Source organism: Variovorax davisae (genome assembly GCF_030316845.1).
GTDB classification, from domain to species: Bacteria; Pseudomonadota; Gammaproteobacteria; order Burkholderiales; family Burkholderiaceae_C; genus Variovorax; species Variovorax davisae.
On the sequence record NZ_JASZYS010000004.1, the window covers coordinates 261,456 to 278,840 of the forward strand.

The 17,385-nt window shown below is 69.3% G+C and carries 22 protein-coding genes and 2 tRNA genes; 9 read left to right on the forward strand and 15 right to left on the reverse strand.

Going from position 1 to position 17,385, the window contains the following annotated elements; translation table 11 throughout:
* Positions 1–5: 5 nt before the first annotated feature.
* From rapZ to QTI33_RS11660, 3 genes are read right to left on the reverse strand one after another with little or no spacing between them, the layout of a single operon-like run.
* On the reverse strand, positions 6–881 hold the full coding sequence (gene rapZ, locus QTI33_RS11650; RefSeq protein WP_286506094.1) for an RNase adapter RapZ: 876 nt from the start codon (positions 879–881) through the stop codon (positions 6–8).
* A complete protein-coding gene (gene recN, locus QTI33_RS11655) occupies positions 878–2,560 on the reverse strand; it encodes a DNA repair protein RecN (RefSeq protein ID WP_286506095.1) in 1,683 nt (560 codons plus the stop codon). Before recN ends, rapZ begins: the two co-directional genes overlap by 4 nt.
* Before the next feature lies 1 nt (position 2,561).
* Positions 2,562–3,458 (reverse strand): NAD kinase, encoded by an 897-nt coding sequence (locus QTI33_RS11660; protein WP_286506096.1) that lies wholly within the window; start codon positions 3,456–3,458, stop codon positions 2,562–2,564.
* A 28-nt stretch (positions 3,459–3,486) separates the two neighbouring features.
* Between QTI33_RS11660 and hrcA the strand changes: the two genes are divergently transcribed.
* The 4 genes from hrcA to QTI33_RS11680 all read left to right on the forward strand — a co-directional run bounded on the left by hrcA (position 3,487) and on the right by QTI33_RS11680 (position 5,217).
* A complete protein-coding gene (hrcA, locus tag QTI33_RS11665; protein ID WP_286506097.1) occupies positions 3,487–4,494 on the forward strand; it encodes a heat-inducible transcriptional repressor HrcA in 1,008 nt (335 codons plus the stop codon).
* Between the two features lie 37 nt (positions 4,495–4,531).
* A tRNA-Ile gene (locus QTI33_RS11670) sits at positions 4,532–4,608 on the forward strand.
* Between the two features lie 168 nt (positions 4,609–4,776).
* Positions 4,777–4,853: transfer RNA gene (locus QTI33_RS11675), tRNA-Arg, on the forward strand.
* A gap of 46 nt (positions 4,854–4,899) precedes the next feature.
* Positions 4,900–5,217, forward strand: a complete 318-nt coding sequence (locus QTI33_RS11680) for a hypothetical protein (protein WP_286506098.1) — start codon at positions 4,900–4,902, stop codon at positions 5,215–5,217.
* A 204-nt stretch (positions 5,218–5,421) separates the two neighbouring features.
* Here the strand turns inward: QTI33_RS11680 and QTI33_RS11685 are convergent, their stop codons facing one another.
* Positions 5,422–6,120 (reverse strand): class I SAM-dependent methyltransferase, encoded by a 699-nt coding sequence (locus tag QTI33_RS11685; RefSeq protein WP_286506099.1) that lies wholly within the window; start codon positions 6,118–6,120, stop codon positions 5,422–5,424.
* A gap of 128 nt (positions 6,121–6,248) precedes the next feature.
* On the opposite strand from QTI33_RS11685, the gene QTI33_RS11690 reads away from it, so the two are divergent.
* From QTI33_RS11690 to QTI33_RS11705, 4 genes are all read left to right on the forward strand, one after another.
* Positions 6,249–6,584 carry a hypothetical protein gene (locus QTI33_RS11690; protein ID WP_286506100.1) on the forward strand — a complete coding sequence of 112 codons (336 nt, stop codon included), beginning with the start codon at positions 6,249–6,251 and terminating at the stop codon, positions 6,582–6,584.
* 194 nt (positions 6,585–6,778) lie between these two features.
* Positions 6,779–6,970 (forward strand): hypothetical protein, encoded by a 192-nt coding sequence (locus tag QTI33_RS11695; RefSeq protein WP_286506101.1) that lies wholly within the window; start codon positions 6,779–6,781, stop codon positions 6,968–6,970.
* 85 nt (positions 6,971–7,055) lie between these two features.
* Entirely contained in the window at positions 7,056–7,412 is a 357-nt protein-coding gene (locus QTI33_RS11700; protein WP_286506102.1) for a hypothetical protein, read from the forward strand.
* Positions 7,413–7,466: 54 nt separating this feature from the next.
* Positions 7,467–7,880 (forward strand): VOC family protein, encoded by a 414-nt coding sequence (locus QTI33_RS11705; protein ID WP_286506103.1) that lies wholly within the window; start codon positions 7,467–7,469, stop codon positions 7,878–7,880.
* 5 nt (positions 7,881–7,885) lie between these two features.
* Here QTI33_RS11705 and QTI33_RS11710 read toward each other — a convergent pair whose 3' ends face one another.
* The 11 genes from QTI33_RS11710 to QTI33_RS11760 form a co-directional block, all read right to left on the reverse strand.
* Entirely contained in the window at positions 7,886–8,347 is a 462-nt protein-coding gene (locus QTI33_RS11710) for a DUF6790 family protein (RefSeq protein WP_286506104.1), read from the reverse strand.
* Between the two features lie 7 nt (positions 8,348–8,354).
* On the reverse strand, positions 8,355–8,933 hold the full coding sequence (gene greB, locus QTI33_RS11715; protein WP_286506105.1) for a transcription elongation factor GreB: 579 nt from the start codon (positions 8,931–8,933) through the stop codon (positions 8,355–8,357).
* A 138-nt stretch (positions 8,934–9,071) separates the two neighbouring features.
* Positions 9,072–9,287 (reverse strand): hypothetical protein, encoded by a 216-nt coding sequence (locus QTI33_RS11720; protein WP_286506107.1) that lies wholly within the window; start codon positions 9,285–9,287, stop codon positions 9,072–9,074.
* A gap of 152 nt (positions 9,288–9,439) precedes the next feature.
* Positions 9,440–10,021 (reverse strand): SRPBCC family protein, encoded by a 582-nt coding sequence (locus QTI33_RS11725; RefSeq protein ID WP_286506108.1) that lies wholly within the window; start codon positions 10,019–10,021, stop codon positions 9,440–9,442.
* Entirely contained in the window at positions 10,018–10,734 is a 717-nt protein-coding gene (locus QTI33_RS11730) for a YceI family protein (protein ID WP_286506109.1), read from the reverse strand. The genes QTI33_RS11725 and QTI33_RS11730 overlap by 4 nt, the downstream gene beginning before the upstream one ends.
* Position 10,735: 1 nt before the next feature.
* Positions 10,736–11,311: a YceI family protein gene (locus QTI33_RS11735; protein ID WP_286506110.1), complete on the reverse strand. Its 576-nt coding sequence runs from the start codon at positions 11,309–11,311 to the stop codon at positions 10,736–10,738.
* Positions 11,308–11,868, reverse strand: coding sequence for a cytochrome b (locus QTI33_RS11740; RefSeq protein ID WP_286506111.1), 561 nt, complete (start codon positions 11,866–11,868; stop codon positions 11,308–11,310). Before QTI33_RS11740 ends, QTI33_RS11735 begins: the two co-directional genes overlap by 4 nt.
* 52 nt (positions 11,869–11,920) lie before the next feature.
* Complete coding sequence (locus QTI33_RS11745; protein ID WP_286506113.1) at positions 11,921–14,173, reverse strand: RelA/SpoT family protein; 2,253 nt, start codon at positions 14,171–14,173, stop codon at positions 11,921–11,923.
* A 95-nt stretch (positions 14,174–14,268) separates the two neighbouring features.
* Positions 14,269–14,472, reverse strand: coding sequence for a DNA-directed RNA polymerase subunit omega (gene rpoZ, locus QTI33_RS11750; RefSeq protein WP_019656435.1), 204 nt, complete (start codon positions 14,470–14,472; stop codon positions 14,269–14,271).
* Between the two features lie 32 nt (positions 14,473–14,504).
* Positions 14,505–15,125, reverse strand: a complete 621-nt coding sequence (gene gmk, locus QTI33_RS11755; protein WP_286369933.1) for a guanylate kinase — start codon at positions 15,123–15,125, stop codon at positions 14,505–14,507.
* A 55-nt stretch (positions 15,126–15,180) separates the two neighbouring features.
* On the reverse strand, positions 15,181–16,119 hold the full coding sequence (locus tag QTI33_RS11760) for a WYL domain-containing protein (protein WP_286506114.1): 939 nt from the start codon (positions 16,117–16,119) through the stop codon (positions 15,181–15,183).
* 95 nt (positions 16,120–16,214) lie between these two features.
* Here QTI33_RS11760 and QTI33_RS11765 point away from each other — a divergent pair, with 95 nt between their 5' ends.
* Positions 16,215–17,366, forward strand: a complete 1,152-nt coding sequence (locus QTI33_RS11765) for a metallophosphoesterase family protein (RefSeq protein WP_286506116.1) — start codon at positions 16,215–16,217, stop codon at positions 17,364–17,366.
* The last annotated feature ends 19 nt before the right edge of the window (positions 17,367–17,385 follow it).

Sequence of the window (17,385 nt, forward strand, 5' to 3'; positions counted from 1 at the left end):
GGCCCTCAGGCCCCGTCGAGCTCGCGGTGGCGCTTGAGCGCCGCCCAGCGTTCGCCGAAGCCGCGCGCCAGCTGCTCGACCAGGAACACCGACCGGTGCTGGCCCCCGGTGCAGCCGATCGCCACCGTCACGTAGCTGCGATGGTCGCGCGCCAGTGCGTCGAGCCAGCGCTGCAGGAACTGCTCGATGTCGCCGTACATGCGCGCCACGTCCTCGTGCTCGCGCAGCCACTCGATCACGGGCGCATCGCGGCCGGTCAGGGCGCGCAGGGCCGGCACGTAGTGCGGATTGGGCAGCATGCGGACGTCGAACACGTAGTCGGCATCGAGCGGCACGCCGCGCTTGAAGGCGAAGGATTCGAACACCAGCGTCAAGCTGCTGTCGGGCGCCGAAATCAGCGCCTTGACGTAGCTCTGGAGCTGCGGCGGCCGGATGATGCTGGTGTCGATCACGTCGGCGCCGTCGCGCAGGTCGGCGAGCAGCTCCCGTTCGAGCTCGATCGCCTGCATCAGCACCCGCTGCTGCTCGGGCATGTCGGTGCGGCCTTCCTGGCGCGACAGCGGATGGCGGCGCCGCGTTTCGGAATAGCGGCGCACCAGCGCATCGGTGGTGGCGTCGAGGAACAGCGAGCGCAGCGAAACGCCCTGCTGGCGCAGCGCCTCCAACTGCTGCGGCACCAGCGGCAGCGAGATCCCGCTGCGCACGTCCATCGCGATCGCCACCTTGGTAGCCTGCTGCTCCTGCTGCAGCGCGATGAAGGGCGACAGCAGCTCGGGCGGCAGGTTGTCGACGCAGTAGTAGCCGGCGTCCTCGAGCGCGTGCAGCGCGACGGACTTGCCGGAGCCGGACATGCCGGTGATCAGGACCAGTTCGAGGTTCACGATGCCGCGGCCTCCGTCTTCTGGCCCAGCATCTCGCGCGCATGCGCGAGCGAGGTGCGCGAGACGCGTTCGCCACCCAGCATCCGCGCGACCTCCTGGGCCCGGCCCTCGGCGTCGAGCACCGCGACGCTGCTTTCGGTGCGCGCGGCGACCTGGCCCTTGGCCGGGGTCTGCCGCTTGGCGACCACGAGATGGTGGTCGGCGCAGGCCGCCACCTGCGGCAGGTGGGTCACGGCCAGCACCTGGCGGTCGCGGCCGAGCTGCTTCATGAGCCGGCCGACGGTCTCGGCCACCGCGCCGCCGACGCCGGCGTCGACCTCGTCGAAGATCAGGGTCTGGGCGGCGCCGAGTTCGCTGGTCGTGACCGCGATCGCCAGCGCGATGCGCGACAGCTCCCCGCCGGAGGCCACCTTGCCGATCGAGCGCGGCGTGCTGCCGGCATGGCCGCTGACCAGGAAGGCGATCTCTTCGAGGCCGGCACGGCCGGGTTGCGCCAAAGGCTGCAGCGCGACCTCGAAGCGGCCGCCCTTCATGCCGAGGTCCTGCATGGCCTGCGTGACCGCCTGCGAAAGTTTGGGCGCCGCCTGCTTGCGGGCCTTGGCCAGCGCCTTGGCCTCTTTCAGGTAGGCCTGCTGCGCGGCCTGCTCGGTGCGCTCCAGCGCGTCGAGGTCGCTTTGGGCATCGAGGGCCTTCAGTTCGGCCTGCCAGCCCGCCAGCAGGGCCGGCAGCTCGGCCGGCGGGCGCCGGTAGCGGCGCGCCAGCGACATCCAGCTGCCCATGCGCTCGTCGAGTTCCGCCAGCCGCTCGGGATCGGTGTCGGCCTGGCGCAGGTAGCTGTGCAGCGAATGCGCGGCATCCGAGGCCTGCGCCACGCTCGAGGCGAGCACCTCGCCCAGCGCCTTGAATTCGGGCTCGATGTGCTCGCAGTTCTGCAGCAGCGCGACGGCGCGGCTCAGGGCCGCCAGGGCGCCGCTGTCGTCGTCCTCGAGGGCGCTGGCGGCGCCTTCGGCGGCGTCGGTCAGGGCCTGGGCATTGGAGATCCGGCCGTGGCTGGCCGACAGCTCTTCCCATTCGTCGTCGCCCGGCGCCAGCTTGGCGACTTCGGCGACCTGCCACTGGAGGCGCTCGCGTTCGCGCTGCAGCGAATCCTGGGCCGAGCGGGCGGTGTCGAGTGCGCCGATCGCCTGCCGCCAGGCCTGCCAGGCGCTGTCGAGCGCGCCGGTGCCGACGCCGGCATAGGCATCCAGCAGGCCGCGCACGGCCTCGGGGCGGGTCAGGCTCTGCCAGGCGTGCTGGCCATGGATGTCCAGCAGCCGGTCGCCGAGTTCCCGCAGCTGGGTGGCGGTCGCCGGGCTGCCGTTGATCCAGCCGCGGCTGCGGCCCTGCAGGTCGACCGTGCGGCGCAGCAGCAGGGCGTCTCCGGCCTCGAAGCCGCCTTCGTCCAGCCAGCCGGCCAGGCCCGGGTCGGCGTCGAATTCGGCGCTGACGTCGAGCCGTTCGGCACCCTCGCGCACCGCGCCGGCATCGGCCCGGTTGCCGAGCGCCAGCTGCAGCGCGTCGATGAGGATCGACTTGCCGGCACCGGTCTCGCCGGTGAGCACCGTGAACCCGGCCGAGAAATCGAGCTCGAGGGCCCGCACGATCACGAAGTCCCGCAGCGCAATGCGCCTCAACGCCATCTCAAGATCCCCCTTCGTTCCAATGCAGCTTCTTGCGCAAGGTGTCGAAATAGCTCCAGCCCTTGGGATGCAGGAAGCGCACCCGATAGTCCGAGCGGCGCACCATCACCTGGTCGCCGATGGCCAGCGAGGCCAGCGACTGCATGTCGAAATTGGCGCTCGCATCGCGACCGCCCACCAGTTCCATCGTGACCTCGTCGGCGTCGGGCAGCAGCAGCGGCCGGTTCGACAGCGTGTGCGGCGCGATCGGCACCAGCACCCAGCCGCGCACCGCCGGATGCAGCAGTGGCCCGCCGGCCGACAGGGCATAGGCGGTCGAACCGGTGGGCGTCGAGATGATCATGCCGTCGGCGCGCTGGTTGGCCACGAAGTGGCGGCCGACCGTGACCCGCAGCTCGACCATGCCCGAGGTCGCGCCGCGGTTGACCACCACGTCGTTCATGGCCAGGGTGTCGAACACCGACTGGCCGTCGCGGATCACCTTGGCCTTCATCAGGGTGCGCAGGTCTTCCTCGTATTCGCCGGCCAGCATCGGGATCAGCGTCGCCTGGTAGTTGTCGAGCGAGATGTCGGTGATGAAGCCGAGGCGGCCGCGGTTGATGCCGATCAGCGGCACATCGTGCGGCGCCAGCTGGCGGCCGATGCCGAGCATGGTGCCGTCGCCGCCGACCACCAGGCCCAGGTCGCACTGCTGGCCGATCTCCTCGACCGTCAGCGCCGGGTAGGGGCCGGTTTCGACCGGGTCGGTCTGCGATTTCTCGACGAACACCTTGCAGCCCTGCGATTCGAGGAAGGTGCCGATGCCTTCCATCACGTTGTCGTGCGCGCCGCACTGCGCCCGGGCGCCGGAGGCCTGGTATTTACCGATCAGTGCGACATGCCGAAAGCGGGAGCTCATTCACAAATTACAACATTAAAATCATTCGATGCTGGACGACCGTGCCAAGTTGCTGCTGAAGACTCTCGTCGAGCGCTACATCGCCGACGGGCAGCCGGTCGGCTCGCGCACGCTGTCCCGTGCGCCGGGGCTGGATCTGTCGCCGGCGACGATCCGCAACGTGATGTCCGACCTCGAGGTGCTGGGGCTGATCGCAAGCCCCCACACCTCGGCGGGTCGGATTCCGACCGCGCGCGGCTACCGCCTCTTCGTCGACACCATGCTGACCGCCGAGCGCGAGCAGTTCGCCTCGGCGCCGAGCCTGGCCGCCGACCAGCCGCAGAAGGTGATCGCCAACGCGGCCCACCTGCTGTCGAACCTGTCGCAGTTCGTGGGCGTCGTGATGGCGCCGCGGCGGGCCTCGGTGTTCCGGCAGATCGAGTTCCTGCGGCTGTCGGACCGCCGCCTGCTGGTGATCATCGTGGCGCCCGACGGCGACGTCCAGAACCGGGTCATCTTCCCCGAGGTCGACTACACGCAGTCGCAGCTGGTCGAGGCCGCGAACTACATCAACGCCCATTTCGCCGGGCTGTCGATCGAGCAGGTGCGCGACCGGCTGCAATCCGAGGTCGAGCAGCTGCGCGGCGAGATCGCGGCGCTGATGCAGGCGGCCGTGCAGGTCAGCTCCGAGGTGATGATCGAGGCCCAGGAAGAGGTCGTCATCTCGGGTGAACGCAACCTGCTCGCGGTGACCGACTTCTCGAGCGACATGGGGCATCTCCGGCGCGCCTTCGAGTTGTTCGAGCACAAGACGCAGCTGATGCGCCTGCTCGATGTCTCGAGCCAGGCCGAGGGCGTGCGGATCTTCATCGGCGGCGAAAGCCAGGTGGTGCCCTTCGACGACCTCTCGATCGTCAGCGCGAACTACGAGGTCGATGGCCAGGTGGTCGGCACGCTGGGGGTGATCGGCCCGACCCGGATGCCGTACGAACGGATGATCCAGATCGTCGACATCACGTCGAAGCTGGTCACCAACGCGCTGAGCCACCGCAAGTAGGGCGGGGCGGCGCGGCCCACTAGAATCCGTGGCGCGTGGGCCGTTAGCTCAGTTGGTTAGAGCAGCGGACTCATAATCCGTTGGTCCCTGGTTCAAGCCCAGGACGGCCTACCACCGACCTCTCGTGAGCCATGGGTTAGACTCCATGTGCGATCGAGAGTCTTCGCAGACTCGGATTCCTCTCCGGTGACAGTCCGGGACGAATCGTCCGCATGTCGTTGAGCTTCGTTCCGGCCATTGGCTGGAAAGGTAGCTGAAATGCATGCTATAATCGCAAGCTGTGCGGCTGTAGCTCAGTTGGATAGAGTACTTGGCTACGAACCAAGGGGTCGTGGGTTCAATTCCTGCCAGCCGCACCACTCTCTGTAAGGGTCAGGACGTTAGCGTCCTGACCCTTTTTCTTTTTTGCGCGACGCTTCGCGTGAATTTCAGGTCCGGCCGCTCGCCTCTACCCGTTCACGACTGTCAGAGGCGCATCCGGACGCGGGTCGTATTCGGGACGGTGCCGTCAACGGTCTCAGCCACGATGCGAGCGAGCTTGATCTCCTGTCCCGCCTGCTGAGCCTGTCGGGCTTGGTTCTCGTTGGTTTGGTCGGCAGTGCTGACGCGGCCAAGCTGAGGTTGATCCAACCCCGCGTCGTGCCCACGCCATTCGAGATTGGTGGTCTCCAATTCCAGAATCTGGGCCTCGTTGAATTGCCGATCTCTTTCTGCCTGCGTTGAGAGTTCAAGTTCGGCAGGCGGGGGACGCGGGGCGACAGGAGGGGCGCCAGCTTGGCGTTGTCACGCAAGACTCCCTGGTTGATCGAAACCGTGCTGCACAGGCGGCTCGAACAGGCGCTGTGCCGAAGAGAGATGGATCGTGGGTTCAATTCCTGCCAGCCGCGCCACTCTTTGGAAGCCCGCACCACAGTTGCGGGCCTTCCTTCAGGCCTCCCGTTCGACAGCCCGGTACGCGCCGAAAGCGATGGCTGCCGGATAGCCGACCGCGTACATGTTGACGCGGTCGAAGCCGGCCTCCATCACATGGGTCCATGCGTCAGCGCCGAACTCCGTCTGGACGACCAGGTCGTCCGTCGCCGTGCTCGGGTCGCCGTGGTAGCTCTTCGGCAAGCCGGCGCGATCGCGTGTCATTCGGCCCACGATGATCGGCACCGTGAAGCAGAGCGCGCCCCCTGGCTTCAGCACCCTGCGGCATTCCGTCAGGGCATGCACCGGGTTTGGCACGTGTTCGAGCGTATCGGAATGGATCACGACGTCGAAAGTCGCGTCGGGATACGGGATCGCGTGCATGTCGACCTCCGGGTAGGCCCCGAACACGTAGCCGCCGAATTGGCGAAGCACCGGCGTCAGGGTCCCCGCCTCGTTGATTTCCAGTATCGACAGGCTTCGGCCAGCCGCCGTGTTCACCGCTTCGCGCAGCGGCAGGGTAGTGCCGAGGAATGATCTGACCGCGTCGCCCAGTGCCACGGAGCGCAGGTTCGTCCCGCAGGCGTTGCAGGTCTCGCCCTGCTGGCGGTCGACGTAATCCGCCTCGGCCCGCGAGAGTTGCCATTCGGAGATCAGGCCGTCCCACAGGACGGCCCGGCTGGTAAAGGCGGTGCCACCGCAAACGCTGCATTTCATGAAACCGATTATCGAGGCCGAGACGCTCCACCCCCTCGAACCCTTTGCCATCCGCCTGCCGTGCGACGACACTGCGCAGCACGTCTCTCGTGCGCGACAGCCATGATGAATTCGAGGAGAGCATCCGAATGCGCATCGTCAACGACAGCGAGCACTGCCGCCGCTGGTGGGTTGGCTCCCGGGCCGGCGACGCCGTCCAGCAGGCGCTCGACGCCAACGCCGACGGCACCATCACGATCGCCGATCTCGTCACCTGGGCCGGCTATCTCTTCCATCTCCCCGCCTACACGGGAATGATCATCGTCGACAGCTTTCCGCTGGTGGCGCAGTTCTTCGCCGTCGACTGCAGGACCGGGTTCGGCTGGGGCGGCACGCTTTTCAGCGTCGTCGCCTGGGCCCTGCTGGTCACCAGCGTCGCGACGCCGTCGAAGTCCGCCCCCGCCAAGACCCGGAACCAGCCCTGAAGGGTGCTGCTTTTGGAGGCATCGTGTCGCAGGCCCCGCCAGGCAACGATCTCGACCGAAGTCCCCGCGGTTGTCCCCAGCATTGTCCCCAGGAATAAGGGAAAACCCGGGACTGGCCGATGCGCCATCGCGGCCCGGCCGGACGGCTTATTGGCGGTGCAGGGGCCTGGAGACAGAATCCATGGATGGAGTCGATGAGCGATGAAGAACTCGCCGCCGCCGCGTATGTGCAGCGAAAGCGGGCGGAGCTTGGCGATCCGGATGCCTTGAAGGAGGCGTATCGCCTGGAAGCCGAGTTGCGAACACGGCTCGGGTCGACGCCGTCGGGCCTCGGGCCGCTCGAGCCGGAACTCCGGCCGGCTCGGCCCTGGTGGCGTGTCTGGTAGGCGGCTTGCACTCTTCGTGTGCCTTGGCAATTCGCCCGGCTGGCGGCAGACTGGGCTTCCCTCTATTCCATCCAGGAGTGGCACGATGAACCCAGTCCTTCGTTCAACCGTGGGTGCGTTGCTGGCTGGCGGCGCGATGCTTGGCGCGCTGTCCGCGCAGGCCCAGTCCAACGCGCCCAACTGCGAGGACCCCCGCGTCGACCGGACCGCCTGCTACCGCGAGAAGGCGGCGGCCCAGGAAGCGAAGCGCCAAGGCCAGCTGAACAGCCCTGGCGGCTACGATCAGAACGCGCTCGCACGCTGCAAGCGGCAGCCCGCCAGCGCCCGCGAGGCTTGCGAGAAGCGCGTGCTCGGCACCGGCAACACCACGGTCAGCGGCAGCGTGCAGGGCGGCGGCAAGCTTCGCCGCACCGAAGTGCCGGTGCCGGCGCCGAAGAACTGAGCTTTCCGTGCGTGGTTCGCGGACCGTCGGGGTCATGCTTGTACCGGAGCCGCGATGTTCTCGCATGTCTTCGTGAGCGTGAGCGACTTCGAGCGCGCGCTGGCCTTCTACCGGCCGCTCATGGAGAGCCTCGGTGTCGCGCTGCGCTTCTGCGAGCGCGACCGGCCCTGGGCCGGCTGGCACGCCGCCGGTGGCGTGCGACCCTTCTTCGTGATCTGCAAGCCGCATGACGGCCGAGCGCATGCGCCCGGCAATGGCCAGATGGTGGGCTTCGCCGCCGCCGACCGGGCGATGGTGCGCGCCGCCCACGCCGTCGCCCTCGCGCATGGCGGCCGTTGCGAAGGCCTGCCCGGCTTGCGGCCCGAGTACCACCCCCATTACTACGGCGCCTACTTCCGCGATCCCGACGGCAACAAGTTCTGCGTCGCCTGCCACGACCCCGAGCCCGGGGCCCCCGGCAGCGCCTGATCGCCTCAGTGCAGCGTCGACCAGCCGAAGAAGCCGAGCAGCACCACGGCGGCGAAGAGGTCGGAGACCATCGCGAGGTTTTCCTTGGGATTGCGGTGCCGCTGCAGGGCGTGGTTGACGCCGGCCAGGCCATAGAAGAGGCCGCCCACCAGCGCCGCCGGAACGACCCAGCCGGCGAAGAACAGGCTCAGCGTGCCGACCACGCCGATCGCGAGGTTGCCGAAGCCCAGTTCGCGCACCAGCAGCAGCGCGTCGTCGCCCTTGATGCCGAGGATGGTCTCGGCCGTGTAGCGCGGCTGCAGGATCTGGCGGATGCCGGCCAGCAGCAGCCGCAGTCCGACGGCCCAGAACACGTACCACTTGCCGATCAGCATCAGGCCGAAGGGCGCGTGTCCGGCGCTGGCCTCGATCGCGATCGAGAGCAGCGGAAACACCAGCATCAGGCCCGCGACGACGAAGAAGTACATGGGCGCCTCAGAGCGAATCCGCGTCGGCTGCAGGCGCCGGATAGCGCACGGCCAGCACCTCGACCTCGTGCACTCCGCCGGGGGTCGCGAGCTTGACCACGTCGCCTTCCCGGGCCTTGAGCAGCGCCCGCGCGATCGGCGAGATCCAGCTGACCTGGGCCTCGGCGCTGTTCGCTTCGTCGATGCCCAGGATGGTCACCTCGCGCTCGTCGCCGCTTTCGTCGGCGTAGCGCACGGTGGCGCCGAAGAACACCTGGTCGCGGCCATGGTGCACCGAGGGATCGGTGACTTCGGCCGCTTCGAGCCGCTTGGTGAGAAAGCGGATCCGGCGATCGATCTCGCGCAACCGCTTCTTGCCGTAGAGGTAGTCGCCGTTCTCCGAGCGGTCGCCGTTCTTGGCCGCCCAGTGCACGGCCTCGACCACCTTCGGCCGCTCGTTGTCCATGAGGTCGAGCAGTTCGGTGCGCAGGCGCGCATAGCCGGCCGGCGTCATGTAGTTCTTGCCGCCCGCGGGCAACGGCGGCAGTGCGGCGCCGCCGTCATCCTCGTCGTCGGTGTCGCTCTCCTTCGTGAATGCCTTGCTCATGGGCCGAAGGTTGTATCACAGCCAAAAATGCAACTCGCGCACCGATGCGCTCCCGCAGCGTCGAGCGCGGGCGCAGCGTCAGGATGCCAATGGATACAAAAGATACCGGCGTCCGAGCCCATGGCGGGGTCGGGCAGCTCAACCGGTCTGGATCTGCGCTTCGGGCGGCGTGTCGAAGCTTTGCTGCTGGACTTGAACAGGGCCCGTCGCGAGGGCGGACGCCCGTTTGCCGAAGGCGCCGGGCACGATGCCCCGGACGAGGTGCCTCGGCAGGCGGTGCGTCTTCTGCAGCAACGCCAGGGCCTCGCTGCGCGCGGGCTCGGATGCCGGCAGGAACATTTGCAATGAGCTCATCGTGATCGCCTCATCGAGCGCCAGGATTCGGATCCGGCCCCTGGCTTGGCCGAGGGCGGATTATGGGCGCCTCGGGCGCGGCCGTCACAGGGCGTCCACCCCGGCGGTAGTGTTGATGGATGCCGGCCGTTACAGATGGGGCGGCGGGCCCGCTACCGGGGTGCCGGCAGTGCGCCCGCGGCGGCGTCGCGGCGCACGATCTCTTTCACCAGGGCGTTGAACTGCCGCGCCATCACCCGGCGCAGAACCGCCTTCCCGACCACCGGCGGCAGCGGGAAGTCGGGCTCCACCCGGCCGGCGTAGGAGAGCCGCACCTCGCCGGTGGCGAGCACTTCCAGCGCGTAACGGCCTTCCATCTGCCGCAGATTGCCGCTCACCGCGCGGGCGACGATGTGCTGCTGCCGCGGCGACTCGACGACCTCAAGCCGGACGGTGACCGGCTGCTGGAAGAACAGGAACCCGAAGTGGCCGGCCTGGTCGACCAGCAGCCGGTCGCCGTCGCGCCGCACCACCCGCGAACTCTGCATGTCCGGGATGAACTCGGCGAGGTGGTCGTAGTCGGAGATCACGCTCCAGGCCGTGCGCGGGTCGACCTGCATGTCGGCGAAGGCGGTGACCACGACCCCCTCGCCTTGGCTGGTGGTGTCGATGCTCACCTGCTGCGCCGCGGCCGCGATCCAGGTGCACTGCGCACAGCCGAGCGCGAGGAGGGCGACGGCGGCACGCCGGTTCATGGTGAGGGCGCGGTCGCCCGGACGCTGAAGCGCAGGCTCAGCCGATCCTGCACCTGGATGGCGCCGCCCAGGATCGAGAAGGGCGCGATGCCGAAATCGGACTGGTTGAATTCCAGCGTGCCGGCGACGCTCGTCTCGCCGGGGCGGCTGGCGAGCGGGGCCGGCACGGTGAAGCCGCGGCGCACCCCGTGCAGCGTGATCGCGACGGCCAGCGGCGCGTCCGGCGCGGGCTGGTCGACGCGGATGATCGCGAACGGGAAGCGCTGCACCTCGAGCACCTTGTCGAGCATGTTGGCGCGGGTGCCGGCGATGTCGGACGCGCTGGGCTGGGTGTCCAGGCCCGCCTCGGCCCGCAGCGCCGGCTCGTCGACCGTGAGTTCGGCCAGGGGGATGAAGAGGTCGGCACGGCCCTCGCGCGGCGCGACGTAGCCCTGCACGGCGCGGCTGGCGACGATGTGGTCGTGGCCCAGGTGGGCCAGCGATCCGCCGCGGCGCACGGTGATGGCGACCAGCGACCGCGCGCTGTCGATGCGCAGGACCCCCTCGGTGCGTGCGTAGGGGTCGCCCGGAAAGCCTTCGGGCACGGCGGCCTTCGCGGCCGCGGACGGCGGCGCGGTTTCGCGCACCAGCGGCGCACAGGCCGCGACGGCCAGCGCAGTCGCCACCGCCACCGCGGCCAGCCGTGCGATGCCCGCGGTGCCCAGCGCGGCCACTTCAGCGGGCCTCGCGCAGCTGGACGTGGAACTTCACGCTCACGTCGGCACCGATGACGCTGGTGGCCGCCCATTCGCCGGTGCCGATGCCGAACAGGCTGCGCTTGACACTGAACTCGCCGTCCAGCGTGGCGCCGCCGGCCGCCGCGGTCCACGCCAGCGGCACCTCGAGCGGCTGCGTCACGCCCTTGAGCGCGAGCGTGCCGCGGGCGATGAAGCGCCCGGGCGGCGAGCCAGCCGGCCCGCGGCGGATCTCGGTGGCATGGAACTCGGCCAGCGGATAGCGGGCGACGTCGAACCACTCGTCGCCGGCGATCGCCTTGTTGATGTCCGCGCTCGCCATGTCGGCGCTGGCGACCCGGATCGTGACGTCGAGCCGCCCGCCCGCCGGGCTGTCGCCGTCGAGCCCGAGCCGGACGTCGAAATCCTTGAAGACGCCTGGCGCCGGCGTGTTCTCGAACCGGGCGGCGAATTCGAGCCGGCTGCCGGCGGGCGCCATCTTCCAGTCGGCCGCCCGGGCGGGCTGGAGCGTGGCGAAGGCCAGCGCCAGGACGATCGGGCCGGCGAAAGGGTTCATGTGCGCGGGGTCCTGGCGGGCAGCATCCGGCTCAGCACGTCGTCGTGCTTCGCGAAGTGGTGGCGCAGCGCAGCGCCGACGTGCAGCACCAGCAGCGCGACGAGGGCGATGCCGAGCCCGAAATGCACCGCGGCGGCGAGATCGGCGGTCTGCCGGTCGGGCGCGACGATGGCCGGCAGCGGCAGCCGCCAGAAGATGCGGAACGGCACGCCGGCGGCGGCACTGACGATCCAGCCGCTCAGCGGCAGCGCCAGCATCAGGCCGTAGAGCAGCGCATGACTGGCATGCGCGGCCGTGCGTTCCCAGGCCGGCATGCCGGGCGGCAGCACCGGGGCGCGCGTCGCCAGGCGATTCAGCAGGCGCAGGACGACCAGCGCCAGGATCAGCATGCCGATCGATTTGTGCCAGACGAAGAGATCGAGCTTGGTGGGCGACAGCCGCCAGCTGGCCGCCAGCCAGCCGAGCACGAACTGCAGCAGGATCAGCGCGGCGACGCCCCAATGGAAGAACTTGGCCGCAGCGCTCCAGGCCAGGACGGGGGAGCTTGGTCGCGCCATGCGTGCAACCCGTTGGCGGCGCTGGTCTGGCGGGGCGTCGGTGGCGCCGGCCTCAGGGCGCGGGCACCGTGCGGGCCGCCGCGAGCACCGACGGGGTGCGCCGCGCCGCCCGCAGCACGGCGTCGAGATGGGTGCGGTCGCGCACCGCGATCACGAAGCGCAGGTCGGTCGAATCCTGCGGCGTCTCGTCGGCCATCTCGACGTGCGTGATGTCGGCCTCGGCGTCGGCCAGGGTCGCTGCCACGCGCGCCAGCACGCCCTTGTCGTTGCGCACCGTGACCACCACGCCGGTCTCGAAGGTTCGCACCGGCTCGTCGGCCCATTCGACCGCGAAGAAGCGCTCGCTGTCCTTGTAGCGCAGCCGCTGGCCGACGCCGCATTCCTCGGTGTGGACCACCAGGCCTTCGCCGTGGCCCAGGTAGCCGACGATCGCATCGCCCGGGATCGGCCGGCAACAGAGCGCAAAACGCACCGAGGAGTTCTCGCTGCCGTCGAGCGTGACGGCGCCCTGCGACACACCCTCGTGCGCCGTGAAGCGCTCGCGGCTCAGCATCAGGGCATCGGGCTTCTCGCCGCGCTCGGCCAGGAGCGCCATCAGCCGCTTGGCGACGATGCTCGCGATGCGCTTGCCCAGGCCGATGTCGGTCAGCAGCTCGGAGCGGGTGCGGTTGCCGGTGAAGCGCAGCAGCTTCTCCCACAGCGCCTGGTGCTCGGTGTCGTCGTCCGGCAGCTTGCCCAGACCCTCGGCGCGCAGCGCCTGGGCCAGCAGCTTCTCGCCCAGGCCCTCGGATTCGGCATGTGCCAGCGTCTTCAGGTAGTGGCGGATCTTGGAGCGGGCGCGGCCGGTGCGCACGAAGCCCAGCCACGCCGGATTGGGGGTGGACACCGGCGCCGTGATGATCTCCACCACGTCGCCGTTCTTGAGCTCGGTGCGCAGCGGCACCTGGTCGCCGTTGATGCGGGCGGCCGAGGTGTGGTCGCCGATGTTGCTGTGGATCGCGTAGGCGAAGTCGACCACCGTGGCGCCGCGCGGCAGCGCCATGATCTGGCTCTTGGGCGTGAAGACGTAGACCGCGTCGGGGAACAGGTCGACCTTGACGTGGTCCCAGAACTCGGCGGCGTCGCGGGTCTCGTCCTGGATGTCGAGCAGCGACTGCAGCCACTTGGCGCCGAGCCGCTCACTGGTGGCCGTCGCCGGCTCCGCCGCCTTGTAGAGCCAGTGGGCGGCGACGCCCGACTCGGCCACCACGTGCATCGCCTCGGTGCGCAGCTGGAACTCGACGTTGACGCCCGAAGGCCCCACCAGCGTGGTGTGCAGCGACTGGTAGCCGTTGAGCTTGGCGATCGCGATGTGGTCCTTGAACTTGCCCGGCAGCGGCTTGTACATCTGGTGCAGGATGCCCAGGCCGGTGTAGCAGGCGATCACGGTCGGCACGATCAGCCGGAAGCCGTAGATGTCGGTCACCTGGGCGAAGCTCAGGTGCTTTTCGTCCATCTTGCGGTAGATGGAATAGAGCGTCTTCTCGCGCCCGGCGATGCGCACGTTCATGCCGGCGGCCGCGAACGAGGTCTCGACCTCCTGCTGCACCTTCTGGATCAGGTCGCGGCGCCGCCCGCGGGCCTTCGCCACCGCCTTGGACAGGACGGCATAGCGCCAGGGCCGCAGGTGGCGGAACGACAGGTCCTGCAGCTCGCGGTAGGTCTGGTTCAAGCCCAGCCGGTGGGCGATCGGAGCGTAGATCTCGAGCGTCTCGCGCGAGATGCGAGCCCATTTCTCGCGCGGCGCGTCGTCCAGCGTGCGCATGTTGTGGGTGCGGTCGGCCAGCTTCACCAGGATCACGCGGACGTCGCGCGCCATGGCGAGCAGCATCTTGCGGAAGGACTCGGCCTGGTTCTCCTCGCGGGTATTGAAGCGCAGCTTGTCCAGCTTGGTCAGGCCGTCGACCAGTTCGGCCACCGGGGCGCCGAAGCGCTCGATCAGCTCGGACTTGGTGACGCCGCAGTCTTCGATCGCGTCGTGCAGCAGGGCCGCCATCAGCGCCTGGGCGTCCAGCTTCCATTCGGCGCATTGCGCCGCCACGGCGATCGGGTGGGTGATGTAGGGCTCGCCGCTGTTGCGCAGCTGCCCCAGGTGGGCCTCGTCGGCGAAGCGGTAGGCGCGGCGGACCAGGTCGATGTCCTCGGCGCCGAGATAGTCGAGGCGGTCGGTCAGGGCGGCGAAACTGGCGGCGGCCGCATTCAGCGCCGCGGGACTCGGCCGCAGGACAGGAGGTGCCCCGGTCAGGGGCTTGACGACCGCGCTCATGGGTACCACTTTAGCGTGGCCGCCGGATCGTCGCATTCAGCCACAAAAAAAGCACCGCGTACGGTGCTTCCTTGTTGCATGTGAGCATCAACTTCTCAGCCGGGGACCTTCTTGAGCATCTCGAGGCCGATCTTGCCTTCGGCGATTTCGCGCAGCGCGGTCACGGCCGGCTTGTTCTTGCTTTCGATCTTCGGGGCATGGCCCTGGCTCAGCATGCGCGCGCGGTAGGTGGCGGCCAGCACGAGCTGGAAACGGTTCGGGATGTGAACAAGGCAATCTTCGACGGTGATGCGGGCCATGAGGATCTTTCGGTGCGGACTTTGGGGTCGTTTCAGGGGATGTTCAGCGCGGCGAAGGTGTCGGCGCGTGCGCGGCGCTGTGCGGAGTAGCGCAGCCGCTGAGCGTGGACGATCGCTTTCAGGTCGAAAAGTGCGCGCTCAAATACCTCGTTGATTATAACGAAGTCGAATTCCGATGCACGCGCCATCTCTTCGGCGGCATTCTGGAGGCGCAATTCGATGATCGAGGCGCTGTCCTCGCCGCGCCGCTCGAGCCGCGAACGCAGCTCTTCCCAGCTGGGCGGGAGGATGAAGATCATCACCGCGTTGGCGAAGGTCTTGCGGATCTGCAGCGCGCCCTGGAAGTCGATCTCGAGGATCACGTCGGCGCCCTGGGCGATCCGTTCCTCGATCGCCTTCTTGGAGGTGCCGTAGCGCTGGCCGTGCACATGCGCCCATTCGACGAAGGCGTCGGCCTCGACCATGGCGTCGAATTCGGGGTGCGAGGCGAAGAAGTACTCGCGGCCGTGCTTCTCCTGGCCGCGCGGCGGGCGGGTGGTGTGCGAGACCGAGGGCTGGACGGCCGAGTCGAGCTCCATCAGCGCCTTGACCAGGCTCGATTTGCCGGCGCCGCTGGGCGCTGCGACCACGAAGATGTTGCCGGGGTAGTCCATGGATTCTTTGTTCGATGCCCAGCCAGCCCGGGCGCGAGGCCGGCCGAAACGGGCGTCAGCGGCTGGATGCGGCGGTGTCGTCGCGTTGGCGGGAACCCTGTAGTTTATCAGCCGGGGTCGCCGGCCCCGGCGGCCGGTAGCCCGGCGCCAGCAGTGCGTTGGCCGCGCCGTAGAGCACCAGCGGGTCGCGCAGGCCGAGGGCGTACTCGGGGCCGCGCAGGCCGAGGTCGGGCGAGCAGTCGACGTTCCAGCGCCGCAGCATGTAGCCGGCGTTGGCGGCCCGCACCCGAATGCGCAGCACCCCCTCGGGCATGTCGTAGTCGCGCCGGATGACGTCGGGGCGGGGGTGCGAGGGGTGGGGCAATAGTTCGAGCTCGACGATCCGGCTCCACTGGACATCGTGCTCGGCGCTCTCGCCGGGGCCGACCGCGCTGTCGGCGAGCACCACCGGCGACTCGATCCGGGTCAGCACGAAATCCCGGAACTCGGCCGACTTGCGGTCGAAGGCCCGGACGTGCCAGCGCACGCCTGAATCGACCAGGGCGAAGGGGACCACTTCGCGCTCGCCCGGCGGTCCGGACAGCGAGTGGTAGACCAGCCGCACGGCCTTGCCGCAGTGGATGGCGCGGGTGACCGGTGCCAGCACGTCCATCCGTGGCCGGCTGAGCGCGGTGGGAATCTCGCAGCGCAGCAGCGGCGACAGGTCTTCGGCCGCGCCCTGGCCGAAGCCCTGCGACAGGGCGCTCAACACGCGCTGGGGCGCATGCTCGAACAGCGGCTTGAAGGTGGCGCTCGGCAGGTACAGCTTGCGGGTGCCGTCGAAGTCGAGGTTGGCGGGCGCAGCGTCGCGGTATTGCGCGATGTCGCGGGTGGCCCCGGCCGGGCCCATGCCGAAGCGGGCGACCAGGTCGGAGCGCCGCAATTCACCCAGGAAATAGAGCCGGAAGTCGATGTACGACAGGCGTTCGAGCTGGGCGCGGGGGATCGGCGGCATGCCGGGATGGTAACCTGATCGTCACCATAAAAGATCAAAAAGCCAATTTAATCTCATCAAAATGATGATGTAATAGCGCAAAGGGACTCCGCACCATGACTCGCTTTCTGCATACCGCCGATTGGCAGATCGGCCGCCAGTTCGCCACCTTCGACCCCGAGCACGCGCCCATCCTGGCCGAGGCGCGCATCGCCGCGGTCGAGCGGCTGGCCGAGCTGGCCACCGGGCACCGGGTCGACGCCGTGCTGGTGGCCGGCGACGTCTTCGATGCCCAGACCGTGTCGGAGCGCACCGTGCGCCGCCTGTTCAATGCGCTGGCTGGCTATGCCGGGCCGTGGCTCATGATCCCCGGCAACCACGACGCCGCCCTGGCCGAGAGCGTCTGGACCCGCGCCCAGCGCCTGGGCGTGGTGCCGCCCAACGCCCATCTGCTGCTGGCGCCCGAGCTGCGGCTGTTCGAGGCGCAGGGCTTCGCGGTGCTGCCGGCACCGCTGACGCAGCGCCACACCTACAACGACCTCACGGCCTGGTTCGACACGGCCGAGACGCCGGCCGGTCTGTTGCGCATCGGCCTGGGCCACGGAAGCGTGCAGGGCATCCTGGCCGAAGGCATCGATTCGGCCAATCCGCTGGCGCCGGACCGCGCCGCCAGCGCCCGGCTCGACTACCTGGCGCTGGGCGACTGGCACGGCTGCAAGCGCATCGACGCCCGCACCTGGTATGCCGGCACGCCCGAGCCCGACCGCTTCAAGGCCAACGACGCCGGGCAGGCGCTGCTGGTGGAGATCGCCGCGCCGGGCGCCGAGCCGCAGGTCACGCCGCTGGCGGTCGGCCAGTTCCAGTGGCACCTGCTGGGGACCCAGCTGCATGTGGCGAGCGACCTCGACGCCCTGCTGGAAGAGCTGGCGGGGCTCGGCGCCCAGGACGTGGTCGACCTGCGGGTGCAGGGGCGCATCGACCTGGCGGGCCGGCAGCGGCTGCAGGCCGCGGTCGGCAGCGCCGAGGCGCGGGCGCGCCATCTGCAGGCCGACCTGTCGGCCCTGCAGCTGGTGCCGACCGAGGAGGACATCGCCGGCCTGCAGGCCGACGGCTACCTGGGCGAGGTGATCGCCGAACTGCGCGAAGCCCAGGGCGGCGCCGACCCGCAGGCGCGGATCGCCCAGGAGGCGCTGGCCCTGCTGACCACCGCGCTGCTGCAGCGCGCCCCGGCGCTGGCGATCGTCCCGATGGAGGCGGCCGCCGCATGAGCCCCCGCCCGGCCGTTCA